The following is a 17,143-nucleotide window of genomic DNA, read 5'->3' on the forward strand; positions in this document are numbered from 1 at the left end:
TGTTGAATCAACATTCAAGATTGACACATCCCTGCGCGGATTCCAGGATGCCTCCCACTACTTGAAACGAGATGGAGACACCATGGTAAAGCGCCGCACCTGCATGCTTGCAGCCGCCGTCCTCGGCGCGCTGGCCGCGTCCCCCGCCTGGGCCGACACCTATCCTTCCAAGCCCGTGCGCATCGTCGTCCCGCTCGCGCCGGGCGGCTCCAACGACATCCTGGCGCGCATGCTGGCCTCGGACATGACGGCCGAGTTCAAGGAAACCGTGTACGTGGAGAACCGCCCCGGCGCGGCGGGCAACATCGCCACCGATTTCGTCGCCAAATCCGCCGGCGACGGCTATACGCTGGCCATCGCCCCGAACCAGACCGTCTCGGTCAATCCCGCGCTCTATCCCAGCCTGCCTTTCGACGTGCAGAAAGACCTGCGCGGCGTCACCCTGCTGGCGACGCTGCCGCAGATCCTGGTGGTCTCGTCCAAGGTGCCCGCCAACACCATGGAGGAACTGATCGCCTATGCGCGCAAGAACCCCGGCAAGCTGACCTTCGCCTCGGCCGGTCCGGGCAGCCCGCAGCATATGTCGGCGGCCATTTTCCAGAACCTCACCGGCACCGAAATGACCCACGTGCCGTACAAGGGCTCGGCGCCCGCCATCGTGGACGTCCTGGCCGGCACCGTCGACGTCATGTTCTGCCCCGCCAACAGCGCGCTGCCCCACGTCGCCGGCAAGCGCCTGCGCGCGCTCGGCATTACCGGCGACGAACGCCATGCCCAATTGCCCGACGTGCCGCGCGTGGCCGAGGTGGTCAAGGATTTTCGCAGCGACATCTGGATCGGCATCGTCGCGCCCAAGAGCACGCCGGACGACGTCGTCGCCAAGCTCAACGGCGCTTTCAGCCGTTCCATGAAGAATCCGGCCAACCAGAAAAAGCTGGCCGAACTGGGCATCACCACGCGCACCTCCACGCCGGCCGAGTTCGACAGCCTGATGGCCGAGGAAACGCAGATGTGGACCCGCGTCATCAAGCAGAACCAGATCAAACCGGAGTAACCAGGAAGCCCGTATGCCTCATCCCACGCCGCACGTCTTCGATGCCCCGCTGCCCTCCGCCGAGTCCGACCGCCGCTGGGGCAGCGACGCGATCGCCGAACTGATCCGCGACCTGGACATTCCCTTCATCGCGCTGACGCCCGGCGCCAGTTTCCGCGGACTGCACGACTCGCTGGTCAACCACCTGGGCAATGCCAATCCGCCCATGCGCATCGTGCTGCACGAAGAGCACGCGGTGGCCATCGCGCACGGCTATGCCAAGCTCACCGGCAAGCCGGTGGCGGCCGTCGTGCATTCCAACGTCGGGCTGATGCACGCCTCGATGGCGATCTTCGACGCCTGGGCCGACCGCGTGCCGGTGCTGGTGCTGGGCGCGACCGGACCGCTCGACGCCGCGCGCCGCCGGCCGTGGATAGACTGGATCCATACCAGCCAGGACCAGGCGGCCATGATCCGGCACTACGTCAAATGGGATGCGCAGCCCACTTCGGTGCCGGCCACGCTGGAAGCCATCGCGCGCGCCTGGCGTACCATCCAGACCGTCCCCCACGGACCGGCCTACGTGTGCCTGGACGCGGAGGTCCAGGAAAGCGAACTGCGCGCGGCCGTGACGCCGCCCGACCTGGCGCGCCACCAGCCGCCCGCCTCGCCCGTGGCCGCGCCGGCCGACCTGGCGCGGCTGGTCGATGCATTGAAGGGAGCCTCCCGCCCCGTGATCCTGATGGGCCGCATGGGCCGCAGCGAACAAGGCTGGCAGGCGCGGATCGCGCTGGCCGAGGCGCTGGGCGCGGCGGTCCTCACCGACCTGAAGGCGGCCGCCTCGTTCCCCAACGAGCATCCCCAGCACGCCGCCGCGGCGGGCACCTTCCTGGGCAACGACGCCAAGCACGTCATCGCCGGCGCCGACGTGATCCTGAGCCTGGACTGGGTGGACCTGGGCGGCACGCTCAAGCATGCGTTCGACGGCCCGGTAACCAGCACGGTGATCCAGGTATCGGTGGACCACCACATCCACAACGGCTGGAGCATGGACCACCAGGGCCTGCCGGTGGCCGATCAGTTCATCGCCTGCGACCCGGACGCCATCGTCGCGCAGCTCAACGAGGCGCTGGACGGCACGCGCAAGCCGGCCTGGGCCGCGCCGCAGCCGCCGCTGGCCATCCACGGACCGATGCAGGAAGGCCCGATGACGGTGCAGCGCCTGGCCCATCACCTCTGGCAGGCGCTGGACGGACGGCCCGCCGCGCTGGCGCGCACGCCGCTGAGCTGGAACGGCGATTTCTGGCCCGTGCGCCATCCGCTCGACTACCTGGGCACCGACGGCGGCGGCGGCGTGGGCTCCGGCCCCGGCATGGCCGTAGGCGCCGCGATGGCGCTGCAGGGCAGCGACCGGCTCGCCGTTTCCCTGCTGGGCGACGGCGACTACCTGATGGGCGTCAACGCGCTCTGGACCGCCGCCAAGTACCGGGTCCCGGGGCTGGTGATCGTCTGCAACAACCGCTCGTTCTTCAACGACGAAGTCCACCAGGAACGCGTGGCGCGCCAGCGCGAGCGCGAAGCCGCCAACAAGTGGATAGGCCAGCGGCTCGACGATCCCGCGCCCGACCTGGCGGCCCTCGCGCGCGCCCAGGGCCTGGTCGGCATAGGCCCCGTGCAGGACGACGCCGCATTGCGCAGCGCGCTGGACAGCGCGATCGAGCAGGTCAGGCAAGGCGCGTTCGTGGTCGTGGATGTCCACGTGGCCACGGGCTACAGCCCTTCCATGACATCGGGCCTGACCCGGTAACCCTCCGCAGGAGTTCAGGAGTTCGAATGAAGAAGCAGGACATACCCGCGGGCATTCTGCCCGCGCACAACGATCTGTTCTATGGCGGCGCCTGGCACCGCCCGCAATCGGGCCAGTATCTTCCCACCCGCAATCCGGCCGAAGGCGAGGATCTGATGGACGCCGCCCAGGCCGGCGCGCAGGACGTGGACGCGGCCGTGCGCGCCGCGCAGGCGGCCTTTCCGGCCTGGGCCGCCATGCCGCCGCGCGAGCGCGCCGCCCTGCTCAAGCAGGCCGCCGGCCGGCTGCGCCAGCACGTGGACGACCTGGCGCTGCTCGATTCGCTCAACAACGGCAATCCGGTGCGCGCGCTCAGGCCGGACGTGCTCGCGGCGGCCGATGGCCTGGAATACTTCGCGGGGCTGGCCACCGAGATCAAGGGCGAGACCATCCCCATGGGCGCCGGCGCGCTGAACTTCACGCTGCAGGAACCGCTGGGCGTGGTGGCGCGGATTACCGCCTACAACCATCCGCTGATGTTCGCGGCGCTGCGCATCGCCGCGCCGCTGGCCGCGGGCAACTGCGTGGTGGTCAAATCGCCCGACCAGGCGCCGCTGTCCACCTATCAGCTGGCCGAGCTGATCGGCGACATTTTCCCCGCCGGCGTGGTCAACTTCCTGTCCGGCAGCGTCGAATGCGGCGCCGCGCTCACCACGCATCCACTGGTGCGCAAGGTCACCCTGATCGGCGGCGTGCCGACCGGCAAGGCCGTGATGGCAGGCGCCGCCCAGGGCCTCAAGCCCGTGCTGCTCGAACTGGGGGGCAAGAACGCGCTCATCGTCTACCCCGACGCCGACCGCGACGCCGCCATCGAAGGCATCGTCAACGGCATGAACTTCACCTGGTCGGGCCAGAGCTGCGGCTCCACCAGCCGGGTGTTCCTGCACGAATCCGTCTACGACGACTGGCTGCCCCGCATCGTCGAGGCGGTCCAGGCCCGCCATCGGCCCGGCGACCCGACCGATCCGTCCACCACCATGGGCGCGCTGGTCAGCCCCGCCCAACTGCGCAAGGTCGAGTACTACGTCGGCGTGGCGCGCGACGAAGGCGCCCAGGTGCTGTGCGGCGGCAAGCGTCCCGACGACGCGCAGTTGGCGGCCGGCTGCTTCTTCGAGCCCACGGTTCTGGGCGGCGTGGATCAGGACATGCGCATCGCCAACGAAGAAGTGTTCGGCCCGATCATGTCGGTGCTCAAGTGGAAGGACGAGGACGCGCTGTACGAACAGGTCAACCGGGTGGATTTCGGCCTGACGGGCTCGATCTGGACGCGCGACCTCGACACAGCCATGCATGCCGCACGCCGGATCATGACGGGCTACGTCTGGATCAACCACACCGGCCAGCACTTCCTGGGCGCGCCGTTCGGCGGGGTCAAGCAATCGGGCATCGGCCGCGAGGAATGCTTTGCCGAATTGCTCGAATTCACCTACAGCAAAAACGTGCACGTTCGACTAAGTTAGTGGCTTCGCCATTCTTGGAAGCCCGAGCCGTGTCCGCTTCGTCCCTGCGCCTGCTCACTGCGGAGGAAGCGCTCCGGCTCCTGTCGATCCGCCGCCAGACCCTCTATGCCTACGTCAGCAAAGGGTGGATCCGCAGCGTGGCGGTGCCGAACTCGCGCGAGCATCGGTACCTGTACGACGATTGCCAGCGCGTGCACCAGCGCGCGCTGGCGCGCGCTGGCCATCGGGCGGCGGCGTCCGCCGCGCTCAGCGGCGACACGCCGCTGATCTCGAGCGCGATTACCGAACTGCGTCCCTCCGGCCCCTGGTACCGCGGATACAGCGCGCTCGAACTGGCGGCCGCCGGCATTTCCTTCGAAGCCGTCTGCCACCTGCTCTGGCAAGGGGAGCTGGCCGAGCCCGTCGCCTGCCCGCCTGCCACGCTCACGCTGCAGACCGCCTACCACCCGGGCCCGAACGGCGATTCGCGCCACTGGCACCGGCAGTTCGCCAGTTGCCTGCTGACCTCGGACACCCTGGAAAAGCCCACGGGCTATGCCGACTGCCTGGCGCTGCAGCAACACGCCATCGGCTATCTCGGACACCTGGGGCCGGCCAGGCGCTTCATTCCGGCTCAGCCCCGCCAACCCTGCGTCGCCCACCTGGCCGCCGCGCTCGGGCTGGCGGACACGCCGCTGGTGCGCCAGAGCCTGGGCCTGTTCCTGATCCTGTTCTGCGAACACGAGTTGTCGCCCTCGACCTTCGCGGTCCGCACCGCGGCATCCACCGGCACCGCCGTCACCGCCGCGCTGGCCTCGGCCCTGGCGGTAACCACCGGCCACGCCCTGCACGGCATCTACATCGAACTGCAGGACTGGCTGGCCCGCCACCCCGGCCTGCCCGCGCTGCAAGCCGCCGCGCACGCCAGCCTGGAAGCCGGACGCGGCCTGCCGGGCTACAACCATCCGGTCTACCACGACCAGGACGTTCGCACCACGGCGCTGCTGGAACACCTTCGCACCCACTACGCCCACTTGCCCGCCCTGCAGCCCCTGCTCGCCTACATCGACTGGCTGGCCGCGGAACATGGCCTGCACCCCCGCCACGAACTGGCCTGCCTGGCCCTGGGCCGCGCGCTCGGCCTGCCGCTGGAGCAAGTTCCCGCGGTGTTCGTCGTCGCCCGCCAGGCCGGCTGGATCGCGCACTACCTGGAGCAATGCGAACAGGGCCAGCTGTTCCGGCCGAGGGCGTATCTCACGCCCGGGTAACGGGCTTCACACCGCCGGCGTGTCGATTTCAAAGACTTGGCGCAGGTAAGCCAGGTAGGCCTTGTCGTCGCACATGGTCTTCTCGGGCGTGTCCGATACCTTCGCCACGGGCTGGCCGTTGCACTTGACCATTTTCATCACCACTTGCAGCGGCTGGTAGCTCAGGTCGTTGGTCAGGTTGGTGCCTATGCCGAAGGCGGTGATGCAGCGGCCGGCGAAGTACTTGGCCAGCTGGATGGCTAGCGGGAAGGTCAGGCTGTCGGAAAACACCAGGGTCTTGGTGCGCGGATCGACGCGGTTTTCCTTGTAGTGTTCGATGAGCCGGTCGCCCCAGATGAACGGGTCGCCGGAGTCGTGGCGGGCGCCGTCGAACAGCTTGCAGAAATACATGTCGAAGTCGCGCAGGAAGGCGTTCATCCCGTAGACGTCGGACAGCGCGATCCCCAGGTCTCCCCGGTACTCGCGGGCCCAGACTTCGAAACCGTAGATCTGCGAGTCGCGCAGGCGCGGTCCCAGGCCCTGGCAGGCCTGCAGGTATTCGTGCGCCATGGTGCCCAGCGGCGTCAGGCCGTACTTCATGGCGAAGTAGACGTTGCTGGTGCCGGCGAAGTGCGCGCCCATCTGCTCCTTGAGCGTGACCATCACCTCTTCGTGCCAGGCCTTGGAAAAGCGCCGCCGCGTGCCGTAGTCGGCGATGTGGAAATCGTGCAGTTCGGGATCGCTGCGCACCATGTCCATCTTGGCCGCCAGGCGCTGCCGGCCCTCGCCGTAGGCGGGAGCGAGATGGTTGTTGCGGAAGTAGACCTCGTTGACGATGGCCAAGACCGGGATCTCGAACAGAATGGTGTGCAGCCAGGGGCCCTTGACGACGATGTCCAGTTCGCCTCCCGGCAGCTTGCTCACCGAGATGCAGCGCCTGGGCAGGTGGAACAGGCGCAGGAAATCGACGTAGTCGCTCTTGATGAAGCGCAGGCCGCCCAGGTAGGTCAGTTCCTCGTCGGTGAAGCGCAGCTCGCACAGCGCGTCGATCTCGCGCTGCATTTCGTCCGCGTAGGGATGCAGGTCGATGCCGGGCGTGCGGCACTTGTATTTGTACTCGACCTGCGCAGCCGGGAATTGATGCAGCACCACCTGCATCATCGTGAACTTGTAGAGATCGGTGTCCAGCAGCGAGGTGATGATCACGGCTAGGCTCCGCGCTGCCCGTACAGGGCGCCGATGGCGGCGGGCGCCGCGCCGTAGACGTGCTCGGGCCCGGGGAAGGCGCCCGATTCGACCTCCTGCGCGTAGCGCCGGAAAGCCTGGGCGACGGCATCGCCTTCGGCGCCCGCGCCGACCATGTAGTTCTTGACGAACTTGGCCGGGCTGGCGGTCAGCCCGAGCATGTCGTGCATGACCAGCACCTGGCCCGAGCACGCGACCGAAGCGCCGATGCCGATGGTGATCAGCGACGCGGCGGCGCAGACCTGGCGGGCCACCGGATCGGGCACGGCCTCGATCACCAGCATGGCCGCGCCGGCAGCCTGCACCGCCCGGGCATCGGCGACGATGCGGTCGGCCTCGGCGCTTTCCTTGCCCTGCACGCGGTAGCCGCCCAGCGCATGGACGTGCGAAGGCAGCAGGCCGATATGGCCGCAGACGGGAATGCCGCTGCGCACGAGCAGTTCGATCGTGGGCGCCAGCTCGGCGCCGCCTTCGAGCTTGACCATCTGCGCGCCGGCCTGCATCAGCACGACCGCGTTGCGCAGCGCCTGGGCGGGGCCTTCCTGGTAGGTGCCGAACGGCATGTCGGCCACCAGGAAGGGACGCCGGGAGCCGCGCGCGATGCACTCGACGTGGTAGGCAATGTCCTGCAGCCGCACCGGCAGCGTCGAGTCGCGTCCCTGGACCACCATGCCCAGCGAGTCGCCCACCAGCAGGGTATCGACTCCCGCCTCGTCCATGACGCGCGCAAAGCCGGCGTCATAGCACGTCAGCATGGAAATCTTCTTCCCCGCGGCAAGTTTCTTCCGCAAGGCGCTGAGGGTGGTTCGCATCGTACGGTCTCCAGTGATGCCTGTTTTGCGTAGCCGGTCAAAATAGCACAAGAGCGGGAATACCCGCGCGCCAGGCGGCGCCTGGACCTCCCATGGGGGCCTGAGGGGTATCCCGGCCGAATCTCCCGACTCCGGTAAAATAGCAGGCTGACCCGAACTTACTTCATTGCCAGCCGAACGCTGGAGCCACTTATGTGGCGGAGCCTCTTATGACCCATGTCGTGACCGAAAACTGCATCAAGTGCAAATACACCGATTGCGTGGACGTTTGCCCGGTCGACTGCTTCCGCGAGGGCCCCAACTTCCTCGCCATCGATCCTGACGAATGCATCGACTGCGCCGTCTGTATCCCCGAGTGCCCGGCCAATGCCATCCTGGCCGAGGAAGACGTACCCGCCGACCAGATGGCCTTCGTCCAGCTCAACGCCGAACTGTCGGCCAACTGGCCCAGCATCACCCGCACCAAGCCGCCCCTGCCCGACGCCGACGAGTGGCGCGATAAGCCCGGAAAGCTACCGCTCCTCGAGCGGTAGCTTCGGGATGCCCCTGCGGAGCCCGTTAGTGAAGACCCAGGAAGCCGCGGATCTGGCTCCGCCAGTCCGCCAGCTTCGCCCCCTGGGGGGCGCGCGAAGCGCGTAGGGGGGAACCCTTTTATGACTGCTGATAAATACACTGCCGAGACGATTACCTGGGTGAAAACCTGGGTGCCGCACAAGCTGTTCTCGTTCCGGACGACGCGCGCGCCGGGGTTTCGCTTCGTGCCGGGGCAGTTCGCTCGGCTGGGGGTGGAGCGGCCGGATCCGGATGCCGAAGACGGCTCCGGGCGCAAGATCGTGTGGCGGGCGTATTCCGTCGTGTCCTCGCCCTACGACGACTTCCTGGAGTTCTTTTCCATCGTCGTCCCCGACGGCGAGTTCACCAGCACGCTCGAGCACATGCGCGAGGGCGATACGGTGCTGGTGGACAAGACCAATTTCGGTTTCCTGACCACGGCGGCCTTCCCGTCCGGCAAGGATCTCTGGATGCTGGCCTCGGGCACCGGGCTGGCGCCGTTCCTGTCGGTGCTGCAAGACCTGGAAGTCTGGGATACCTACGACCACCTGATCGTGGTGCACAGCGTGCGCACGGCCGAGGAACTGGTGTACCGCGACGTCATCGAGGGCTTGCGCACGCACGAAGTGTTCGGCGAATACTGCCAGGACCGGCCGGACAAGCTGGTCTATCTGCCTTCGGTGACGCGCGAGCACGTCGAAGGCGCTATGGACGCGCGCATCACCGCCCTGATCGCCGGCGGCGAACTGGAGCAGCGTGCCGGGGTGACGCTGGACCCCGTCCGCTCCCGCGTCATGCTGTGCGGCAATCCGGAAATGGTGTCGGATCTGCGCAAATTGCTGGGCGAACGTGGCTTCAGCACCACACGACGGGGAAAACCAGGCAATCTCGCAGTGGAAAACTACTGGTAACGTAGCGTTGCCGATCGCTTATTGTGCATTGCAATATAATCGGTTTTCCGGCGATGATCGATTCCGCCCCATGGTTTGGAGCAACAATGCTGTACCAAATGCATGAATGGCAGCGCTCGCTGCTGACGCCTTTTGTCCACTTCGCCGACGCGACGGCGCAGCTGTTTTCCAATCCGTACAGCCCGCTGGCCTATACGCCCGTCTCGCGCCGCATGGCCGCTGCCTACGAATTGCTCTACCGGCTGGGCAAAGACTACGAAAAACCGGCCTGGGGCCTGCATACCACCATCATGGACGGCGTCGAGGCCAGGATCTCCGAGCAGGTGGCGTCCGCCCGCCCGTTCTGTAATCTGGTGCACTTCGTGCGCACTCCGGTCCAGCCCGTGCCGGCCGAGCGCCGGCCCGACCCGGTCGTGCTGCTGGTGGCGCCGCTGTCGGGGCACCACGCCACGCTGCTGCGCGATACCGTGCGCGCGCTGCTGCCCAGCCACGATGTCTACGTGACCGACTGGATCGATGCGCGCATGGTGCCCGCCTCGGCCGGCCCGTTCCACCTGGACGACTACGTGGACTACATCCGCGGCTTCATCGGCCAGCTCGGGCCGGACGTTCACGTCATGTCGGTGTGCCAGCCCACGGTGCCCGTCCTGGCCGCGGTGTCGCTGATGGCCACCGACAAGGACCCGAAGCTGCCGCGCAGCATGATCATGATGGGCGGCCCCATCGACACGCGCCGCTCCCCGACCCAGGTGAACAACCTGGCGCTCACCAAGCCCTTCTCGTGGTTCGAGCACAACCTGATCCACCGCGTGCCGCCGCGCTTCCCCGGCGCCGGCCGCAAGGTCTACCCGGGCTTTCTGCAGCATGCCGGTTTCGTCAGCATGAACCCGGACCGCCACCTGACTTCGCACTACGATTTCTACCTGGACCTGGTCCGCGGCGACGACGAGGACGCCGAGGCGCACCGCCGCTTCTACGACGAATACAACGCCGTGCTGGACATGCCCGCCGAGTACTACCTGGACACCATACGCACCGTGTTCCAGAAATGCGAACTGCCGCGCGGCACCTGGAAAGTGCGCGGCCAGCTCGTCAAGCCGGCCGACATCGAATCGGTAGCGCTGTTCACTGTCGAAGGCGAGCTGGACGACATCTCCGGTTCGGGCCAGACCCAGGCGGCCCAGGACCTGTGTTCCGGCATCCCGGCTGACCGCAAGCGCCACTATACGGCGCCGGGCGCCGGCCACTACGGCATTTTCTCGGGACGCCGCTGGCGCGAAATGATCTGTCCGCAGATCGCGGAATTCATTCGCCAGCACAGCACCCCGGCCTGACAAGCGTGGCAGTGGACCTGGTCGACCTCATCGATGCGCAATTGCCGCAAACCCAGTGCACCAAATGCGGCTACGACGGCTGCCGGCCCTATGCCGAGGCCCTCGCGCACGCCGGGGCGCCGATCAACCAGTGCCCGCCCGGCGGCGAGGAAGGCATCGCCCGGCTCGCCGCCTTGCTGCGCCGCCCCGCCCTGCCCCTGGACGAGAGCCGCGGAGCGCACCTGCCCCTGCAGGCCGCGCGCATCGACGAGCAGCATTGCATAGGCTGCACGCTGTGCATTCAGGCCTGTCCGGTGGACGCCATCGTGGGCGCCAGCAAGGTCATGCACACGGTGCTGGCGGAATACTGCACCGGCTGCGATCTGTGCGTGCCTCCCTGTCCGGTCGATTGCATCCGCATGGAGCCCGTTTCGCCGGCCCGCGACTGGTCCACCGCCGATGCGGCGCTGGCGCGGCAGCGCTATCGCCGCCGCGAGAAACGCCTGGCGCGCGAAAGCCGCGCGGACCAGGCCAGGCTGGAGGCGCGGTCGCAAGCCGCGCCGCAAACCGCATCGCCTGAAAGCGCTCCCGCCACGTCCCCCGCCGACGCCGCCGAGCGCAAGCGCGCCATGCTGGAAGCCGCCCTGGCCCGTGCGCGCGCCCGGCGCGCGCACTGACCACCACGACGGCCCGCGCCGTGTCCGCATCCGCATGAACGCCACCAAACGACTCGCCATCTTCGAGCGGCTGCGCGCCGCCAATCCCAGCCCGCAGACCGAACTCGAGTACGGCTCCACGTTCCAGTTGCTGATCGCCGTCATGCTGTCGGCCCAGGCCACCGACAAATCGGTCAACCTCGCCACCCGCCGCTTTTTTCCGGAGCATGGCACGCCCGAGGCGATCTACGCGCTCGGCGAGGAAGGGCTCAGCCAGTTCATCCGCACCATCGGCCTGTACAAGACCAAGGCCAAGAACGTCATTGCCACCTGCCGGATCCTGCTGGACCAGCACGGCGGCGAAGTGCCCGCCAGCCGGGAAGCGCTGGAAGCGCTGCCGGGCGTGGGACGCAAGACGGCCAACGTGGTGCTGAACACGGCATTCCGCCAGGTCGCCATGGCGGTGGACACGCACATCTTCCGCGTCTCCAACCGCACCGGCCTCGCCCCAGGCAAGACCGTGCGCGAAGTCGAGGACAAGCTGCTCAAGGTCGTACCCAAGGAATTCCTGCTGGATGCGCATCACTGGCTGATCCTGCACGGCCGCTACATTTGCGTGGCCCGCAAACCCAAGTGCCCGCAGTGCGGAATCTCCGATCTGTGCGAATACAAGGCGAAGACGCCGCCGGCCTGATCGCCGGACGCCGGCCACGGGCGGGCACGCCGGTTGCTGTGTCCATGCTCGACCGGGATAGCCGCGGCACCGCTGCCGCGGCCAGGATCCCGGCAGGCACATGCACAGGAGAACACCATGGAGAGCACGTTGCAAGATACGCATCCCGTCCCCGAGACGCCGCGCGACAACGGGCTGGGCCCCAGCGATACATCGGATTCCGGCAGCGACCTCGCCGGCCTGCCCCCCGATCCGGCCGGCACCGATGCCAGCCATACCGGGGAACGCGCCTCGGTCGATCCGGACGATGAAACGCGCACCGGCAGCGACGTGCTGCCGGACGAGGTCGTCGACGAGGAAAGCGCGGTGCGTTCGCACCCGGGCGACGACGAGGACGACGCCACCCGGCCGCGCTGAACGCCCTCACTCCTCCGAGGGCGGCGGCGGCTTGTGAGGCAGGTCCGGATCGATGGGATCGGGCTGCTGGGCGGGCGGTACGGGCGGATCGCCCACCGGCTGGCGGGGAGGATCCCCCACTGGCGGGGGATCGCTGACAGGCGGGTCGGGCGGTACGGAGTGCAGTTGCACGGCCATGGATGCCTCCGGGGCGTTGGTGGATGTCAGGAAACCGGCATGCCGTGCACGTCGTCCTGGCTCTCGCCCGCGGCGTACTCCTCCAGCCGGTTGTATAGCGTCTTCAGGCTGATCCCCAGCACCTCGGCGGCGTGTTTCTTGACACCCCCGCAATGCTGCAGGGTCGCGAAAATCAGCTTCCTGTCCGCTTCAGCAAGCGACGTGCCCACCGCAATCGAAATAATGGACTCCGTCTCGGCCTTGCCCGCCGGCGCCAGGCGGATGGGCGCCGCCACCGTGTCGATCAGGCCATCGTCGCTCATGATGAAGGCCCGATGGACGTAATTCTTGAGTTCGCGCACATTGCCCGGCCAGGCGTGGGCCGCCATGTCCGCCAGCATCGCCGGCGCGAAGGACTTGGCGGTGCGATGCGCCTCGTTCAACTGGTCGAGAAAGCTCTGCGCCAGCAGTTCCACGTCTTTGCCGCGCGCGCGCAGCGGCGGCAGGTCGATCGGGAACACGTTGAGGCGGTGGTAGAGATCCTCGCGCAGCTTGCCGTCGGCCACCGCCTCCTGGGGATTGCGGTTGGTGGCAGCGACGATGCGCACATCGCACTCGATTTCCTGGTTCGTGCCCACGCGCATGAACATGCCCGTCTCGAGCACGCGCAGCAGCTTGACCTGCAGCTCGATGGGCATTTCGGTGATCTCGTCCAGGAACAGCGTCCCGCCGTGCGATCGCTCGAAGTAGCCCTTGTGCTGGCGTTCGGCGCCCGTGAAGCTGCCGCGTTCGTGGCCGAACATCTCGCTCTCGATCAGGTTGGGCGAAATGGCGCCGCAGTTGACCGCCAGGAAGGGCCGCTTGCGCCGCAGGCTCAGCTCGTGGACGGTCTGGGCCGCCAGTTCCTTGCCGGTGCCGCTTTCGCCCACCAGCAGTACCGTCGCCTCGGTGGGCGCCACCTTGCCGATCTGGTCGTACAGGCTTTGCATGGCCGCCGAGTGGCCCAGCATCCGGCCGAAACGGCCGAAGCGCCGCAATTCGCCGCGCAGCGAGCCGATCTCGGCCTTGAGGTCGCCTGCCCGGGGAATCCGGTCGAGGATGGCCTTGAGCCGCTGCATGTTGATCGGCTTGATCAGGTAATCCGCTGCTCCCAGCCGCAGCGCATCGACCGCGCTTTCGACGCTGGCGTGGCCGGTGATCAGGATCACCTCGACCGGAATGGACGGATCGAGTTCCTTGAACAAATCCATGCCGCTGCCGTCCGGCAGCTTCAGGTCGGTCAGCACGACATCCGGATTCTGCCGCACGATCTGGATGCGCGCCTCGCGCAGGTCGGCCGCCACGGCTGTAGTAAAACCCTCGTCGGCCACGATTTCTGCGAGCGCGGCACGGGTGTTGGGTTCGTCGTCCACGATCAGGACGTGGGGCATGCGTGGGTGCTCCTCGGTGCTGCAATGAAATGAAGGCCCCCCTGCGCGCTGACGCAGGGGTACAGTCGCGGATGGCGCGAATTCAGCGCCGCGTGGCGAGCAGGCCGATCACCACGCCGACCGCCGCGGCAATGCCGATGGCGCGCCAGGGATTGTCGTGCACGTAGGCATCGGCCTGCGCGGAGGCCTCGCGATAGGTCTGCGAGGCCCGGTCCTGGGCATCGCCATAGATGGTACGCGCGCGGGCGAGCTGGTCGTGCAGGCGCTCGCGCGCCACCGCGAGTTCGTCGCCAGCATGCCCGGCCGAGGAGCGCAGCAGCGTTTCCGCCTCGTCCAGCAGGCCGCGCACCTGTCCGGCTATCCTGTCCTTGCTGCGCGCCCAATCATCCGAATAAGTCGCCATCGTTCTTCCCCATTGAATGGCGGGCGGGCCACGCCGCCCCAGCCTGTCCAGACGCCGCTCCGCCCTGCGCGGGATGCACGAACGACGCGGTCGAATCCACTACATTACGGCCAAAATGCGCAAGCGCCGCAAGACCCTTTACTCCTTGTATATAAGTCCTGCGGCTCATGCATGCGCCATCATGCCATTGCATGGGCGTGCCCCGCGCGCCTATTCTTGGACAGGCGCCGCCAAGTGCAAGCAATGCGTAAAAACTACATGAAAACATGTAAATAAACGCGGCTCGGGGAAGACTTGCGACAGGCCGTTACCAGGCGCTTCGGCGGCGGCCGCCGGGCTGCCTAGAATGGCACGACGCGGAGCGCCCGCCCGTGGCTGCGCCCTGCGGGTATGCTCTGAACCGACCACGCCTGAACGACGGGAGAACAATGCGCAAGCCACAGGCCACGCCGCTCGAACACGCTGAACGCGCGAAGCGTGCGGCCGGCTCGCACGCGCAATCGGGCGCGCTGGAGCACTACGGATCGCTCTACGGCGCCTCGGGTCCCATGCGCGAGCTCTACCAGCAGATCGGCCGGGTCTCGCCCACGACGCTGACCGTGCTGGTCATCGGCGAAAGCGGCACCGGCAAGGAACTGGTGGCGCGTACGCTGCACGACCAGAGCGCGCGCCGCAGCGGTCCGTTCATTCCGGTCAACTGCGGCGCCATACCGGCCACGCTGATCGAAGGCGAATTGTTCGGACACGAGCGCGGCAGCTTCACGGGGGCGGTGCAGCAGCACGCCGGCTATTTCGAGCGCGCCGCAGGCGGCACGATTTTCCTGGACGAGATCACCGAGATGGCGCCCGATATGCAGATCAAGCTGCTGCGGGTGCTCGAAACCGGCACGTTCCACCGCGTTGGCGGCACCGAGCAGTTGAACACCGACGTACGCGTCATCGCCGCCACCAACCGCGATCCCCAGATCGCCGTCGAAGAAGGCCGCTTCCGCGAGGATTTGCTATACCGCCTGGCCGTCTTCCCCTTGCGCGTGCCGCCGCTGCGCGAACGCCCCGACGACATCGACCTGCTGGCGCACCGTTTCCTGGACCAGCTCAACGGCACGGAAAAGGCTCAGAAGCGCTTCGCCAAGGGCACGCTGGAGAATCTGCGCCAGCATCGCTGGCCGGGCAACGTGCGGGAGTTGAAGAACGCCATCCACCGCGCCTTCATCCTGGCCGACCGGGAAGTCTCGGTACAAAGCCCCGAACCGGCGCCGCAGAGCACCCAGGTAGTGCGGCGCGACGACTGCCTGGAAATGGCCGTGGGCATCGCGCTGCACGACGCGCAGCGCGAACTGATCCTGGCCACGCTGGCGCATTTCGGCGGCGACAAGCGGCAGGCCGCCAACACGCTGGGCATCAGCCTCAAGACGCTCTACAACCGGCTCGACAGCTACCGCGATGCGACAGCGCCTACATCCAGCGCTCCAGCAGCCGCGACACGAACTCCTTGAAGCGCCGGGAAACCGGCCGCCGCTTCCAGCGTTCGTAGTCCACTTGCACGGACGCGCGCCGGTCGGACTCGAACAAGGCTTCCATCTGCGCACCGAAGCCGGGCCCGAGGATGACCGCGTTGATTTCATGGTTCAGGGTGAAGCTGCGCCAGTCCAGGTTGCTGGAGCCGGCGGTGGACCAGACGCCGTCCACCACCGCGGTCTTGGCGTGCAGCAGGGCGTCCTTGCGCTCGTAGATCTTGACGCCGGCGGCCAGCAGTTCCTCGTAGTGCGAACGGCCGGCATAGACCACCATGGAGAAATCGCTGAAGCCGGGCAGCAGCAGGACCACGTCCACCCCGCGCCGGGCGGCTTCGCATAAAGCCTCGATGAATGCGGGATCCGGCACGAAATAGGCCATGGTGATGTGGATGGAGCGCTGCGCGCTGTTGATGGCAGACAGCAGCGTCAGGTAGATGGCGTGGTTGTCGCCGGCCCCCGGCTTGTTGACGAGGATGCGCACCACGTGGGGGCCCGCGCGCGGCTGGGGCGGCAGAAAATCGATGTCGCCGAGCTCGGGGCCGTTCTGGCTGCGCCAGCCTTCCAGGAATACGCGCTCGACGGCCTGCACCGCAGGGCCGCGTATGCTGATATGGGTATCGCGCCAGGGCGCATTGCTGCGGTCGCCGGAGGCGCCCGGCGACGAGCCGCTGACGGGCCGGGAGGAATAGACGTCGCTGACGTTGATGCCGCCCACGAACGCCACGGCGCCGTCCACCACCAGTATCTTGCGATGGCTGCGCTCATTGAGCGACCAGGTGCCGCGCCCGGCGAGCGGATTGACCGGATTGAAGGCGACGACCTCGATGCCCGCGCCGCGCATGCGGTCGAACAGTTCGCGCGGGACGGCGATGGTGCCGACGTCATCGACCATGACCGCCACGGCGACGCCCGCCGCACGCCGGGCCATCAGCAGTTCGGCCATGCGGTTGCCCACGTCGTCGTCCTCGAAGATGTAGCTTTCGAGGTGGATGAAGCGGCGCGCCGCCGCGATGGCCTGCTCCATGGCCCGGTAGGTGCTGGGGCCGTCGCTGAACAGCTGGACCTGGTTGCCGGCCACCAGCGGCGTGCCGGCGACGGCTTCTTCCACCTGCAGGTGGTGCGCCAGGAAATCTCCGGCATCGCCGGGCCCTCCCAGCTTCCGGATGATGCGCTGGCTGTCGCGATAGGTCAGCCAGCCCGAAGCCGTGGAGATCCGCACCGCCTGCCTGGGCTCGCTGCCCGCCTGGACTTCGGGCAGGGGGTGGGCACAGGCGGCCAGCAGCGCCACGCACGCGGCGTACAGGAGGACGCTCAAACATCTGGGCATATCGGAGTCACTCCTGTTTCATCGAACCCGACTGGGCTGTAAATCTTACGGTACGGGGCAGCACCTGCACGCTATTTTCCACACTCCCCCGCGATTTGCCTACGGAAACGCGCTGGCATGGAGTTTGCACGAGCATGGCAGGAAACATGCCGGCCCGTACCCGGCA

At 67.4% G+C, this 17,143-nt stretch carries 16 protein-coding genes; 11 read left to right on the top strand and 5 right to left on the bottom strand.

What is annotated here, in order from left to right; genetic code table 11:
- Positions 1–82: 82 nt before the first annotated feature.
- Genes PIGHUM_RS09545 through PIGHUM_RS09560 form a run of 4 tightly spaced genes read left to right on the top strand, consistent with a single transcriptional unit; the run spans position 83 to position 5,586 of the window.
- The gene (locus tag PIGHUM_RS09545) at positions 83–1,054 is read left to right on the top strand and encodes a Bug family tripartite tricarboxylate transporter substrate binding protein (RefSeq protein ID WP_124079347.1); all 972 of its coding nucleotides are present in this window, start codon (positions 83–85) and stop codon (positions 1,052–1,054) included.
- Between the two features lie 13 nt (positions 1,055–1,067).
- Positions 1,068–2,840 carry a thiamine pyrophosphate-binding protein gene (locus PIGHUM_RS09550; protein WP_124079348.1) on the top strand — a complete coding sequence of 591 codons (1,773 nt, stop codon included), beginning with the start codon at positions 1,068–1,070 and terminating at the stop codon, positions 2,838–2,840.
- Between the two features lie 26 nt (positions 2,841–2,866).
- On the top strand, positions 2,867–4,339 hold the full coding sequence (locus PIGHUM_RS09555; RefSeq protein ID WP_124079349.1) for an aldehyde dehydrogenase family protein: 1,473 nt from the start codon (positions 2,867–2,869) through the stop codon (positions 4,337–4,339).
- A 29-nt stretch (positions 4,340–4,368) separates the two neighbouring features.
- Complete coding sequence (locus PIGHUM_RS09560; protein WP_160142225.1) at positions 4,369–5,586, top strand: citrate/2-methylcitrate synthase; 1,218 nt, start codon at positions 4,369–4,371, stop codon at positions 5,584–5,586.
- Between the two features lie 6 nt (positions 5,587–5,592).
- Here the strand turns inward: PIGHUM_RS09560 and pncB are convergent, their stop codons facing one another.
- Positions 5,593–6,771 (bottom strand): nicotinate phosphoribosyltransferase, encoded by a 1,179-nt coding sequence (gene pncB, locus PIGHUM_RS09565; RefSeq protein ID WP_124079351.1) that lies wholly within the window; start codon positions 6,769–6,771, stop codon positions 5,593–5,595.
- 2 nt (positions 6,772–6,773) lie between these two features.
- The gene (panB, locus tag PIGHUM_RS09570) at positions 6,774–7,622 is read right to left on the bottom strand and encodes a 3-methyl-2-oxobutanoate hydroxymethyltransferase (RefSeq protein WP_124079352.1); all 849 of its coding nucleotides are present in this window, start codon (positions 7,620–7,622) and stop codon (positions 6,774–6,776) included.
- Positions 7,623–7,831: 209 nt separating this feature from the next.
- Between panB and fdxA the strand changes: the two genes are divergently transcribed.
- The 6 genes from fdxA to PIGHUM_RS09600 all read left to right on the top strand — a co-directional run bounded on the left by fdxA (position 7,832) and on the right by PIGHUM_RS09600 (position 12,144).
- Positions 7,832–8,155 (top strand): ferredoxin FdxA, encoded by a 324-nt coding sequence (fdxA, locus tag PIGHUM_RS09575; RefSeq protein ID WP_124079353.1) that lies wholly within the window; start codon positions 7,832–7,834, stop codon positions 8,153–8,155.
- A 120-nt stretch (positions 8,156–8,275) separates the two neighbouring features.
- Positions 8,276–9,085: a ferredoxin--NADP reductase gene (locus PIGHUM_RS09580; protein ID WP_124079354.1), complete on the top strand. Its 810-nt coding sequence runs from the start codon at positions 8,276–8,278 to the stop codon at positions 9,083–9,085.
- Between the two features lie 86 nt (positions 9,086–9,171).
- A complete protein-coding gene (locus PIGHUM_RS09585) occupies positions 9,172–10,419 on the top strand; it encodes a polyhydroxyalkanoate depolymerase (protein WP_124079355.1) in 1,248 nt (415 codons plus the stop codon).
- Between the two features lie 5 nt (positions 10,420–10,424).
- Positions 10,425–11,075 (top strand): electron transport complex subunit RsxB, encoded by a 651-nt coding sequence (rsxB, locus tag PIGHUM_RS09590; protein ID WP_124079356.1) that lies wholly within the window; start codon positions 10,425–10,427, stop codon positions 11,073–11,075.
- Positions 11,076–11,109: 34 nt separating this feature from the next.
- A complete protein-coding gene (nth, locus tag PIGHUM_RS09595; protein ID WP_124079357.1) occupies positions 11,110–11,748 on the top strand; it encodes an endonuclease III in 639 nt (212 codons plus the stop codon).
- Positions 11,749–11,865: 117 nt separating this feature from the next.
- Positions 11,866–12,144, top strand: coding sequence for a MatE family transporter (locus PIGHUM_RS09600; RefSeq protein WP_124079358.1), 279 nt, complete (start codon positions 11,866–11,868; stop codon positions 12,142–12,144).
- A gap of 203 nt (positions 12,145–12,347) precedes the next feature.
- On the opposite strand, the gene PIGHUM_RS09610 is transcribed toward PIGHUM_RS09600, so the two are convergent.
- Both PIGHUM_RS09610 and PIGHUM_RS09615 read right to left on the bottom strand, forming a co-directional pair.
- Positions 12,348–13,730 carry a sigma-54-dependent transcriptional regulator gene (locus PIGHUM_RS09610; RefSeq protein WP_124079360.1) on the bottom strand — a complete coding sequence of 461 codons (1,383 nt, stop codon included), beginning with the start codon at positions 13,728–13,730 and terminating at the stop codon, positions 12,348–12,350.
- Positions 13,731–13,812: 82 nt separating this feature from the next.
- On the bottom strand, positions 13,813–14,133 hold the full coding sequence (locus PIGHUM_RS09615) for an ElaB/YgaM/YqjD family protein (protein ID WP_124079361.1): 321 nt from the start codon (positions 14,131–14,133) through the stop codon (positions 13,813–13,815).
- Positions 14,134–14,561: 428 nt separating this feature from the next.
- Here PIGHUM_RS09615 and PIGHUM_RS09620 point away from each other — a divergent pair, with 428 nt between their 5' ends.
- Positions 14,562–15,629 (top strand): sigma-54 interaction domain-containing protein, encoded by a 1,068-nt coding sequence (locus PIGHUM_RS09620; protein WP_124079362.1) that lies wholly within the window; start codon positions 14,562–14,564, stop codon positions 15,627–15,629.
- Here PIGHUM_RS09620 and cls read toward each other — a convergent pair.
- Entirely contained in the window at positions 15,589–16,977 is a 1,389-nt protein-coding gene (gene cls, locus PIGHUM_RS09625; RefSeq protein WP_124079363.1) for a cardiolipin synthase, read from the bottom strand. The two genes, PIGHUM_RS09620 and cls, sit on opposite strands and share 41 nt — an antisense overlap.
- Positions 16,978–17,143 lie beyond the last annotated feature (166 nt).

Source organism: Pigmentiphaga humi (genome assembly GCF_900606115.1).
Classification (GTDB): domain Bacteria; phylum Pseudomonadota; class Gammaproteobacteria; order Burkholderiales; family Burkholderiaceae_B; genus Pigmentiphaga; species Pigmentiphaga humi.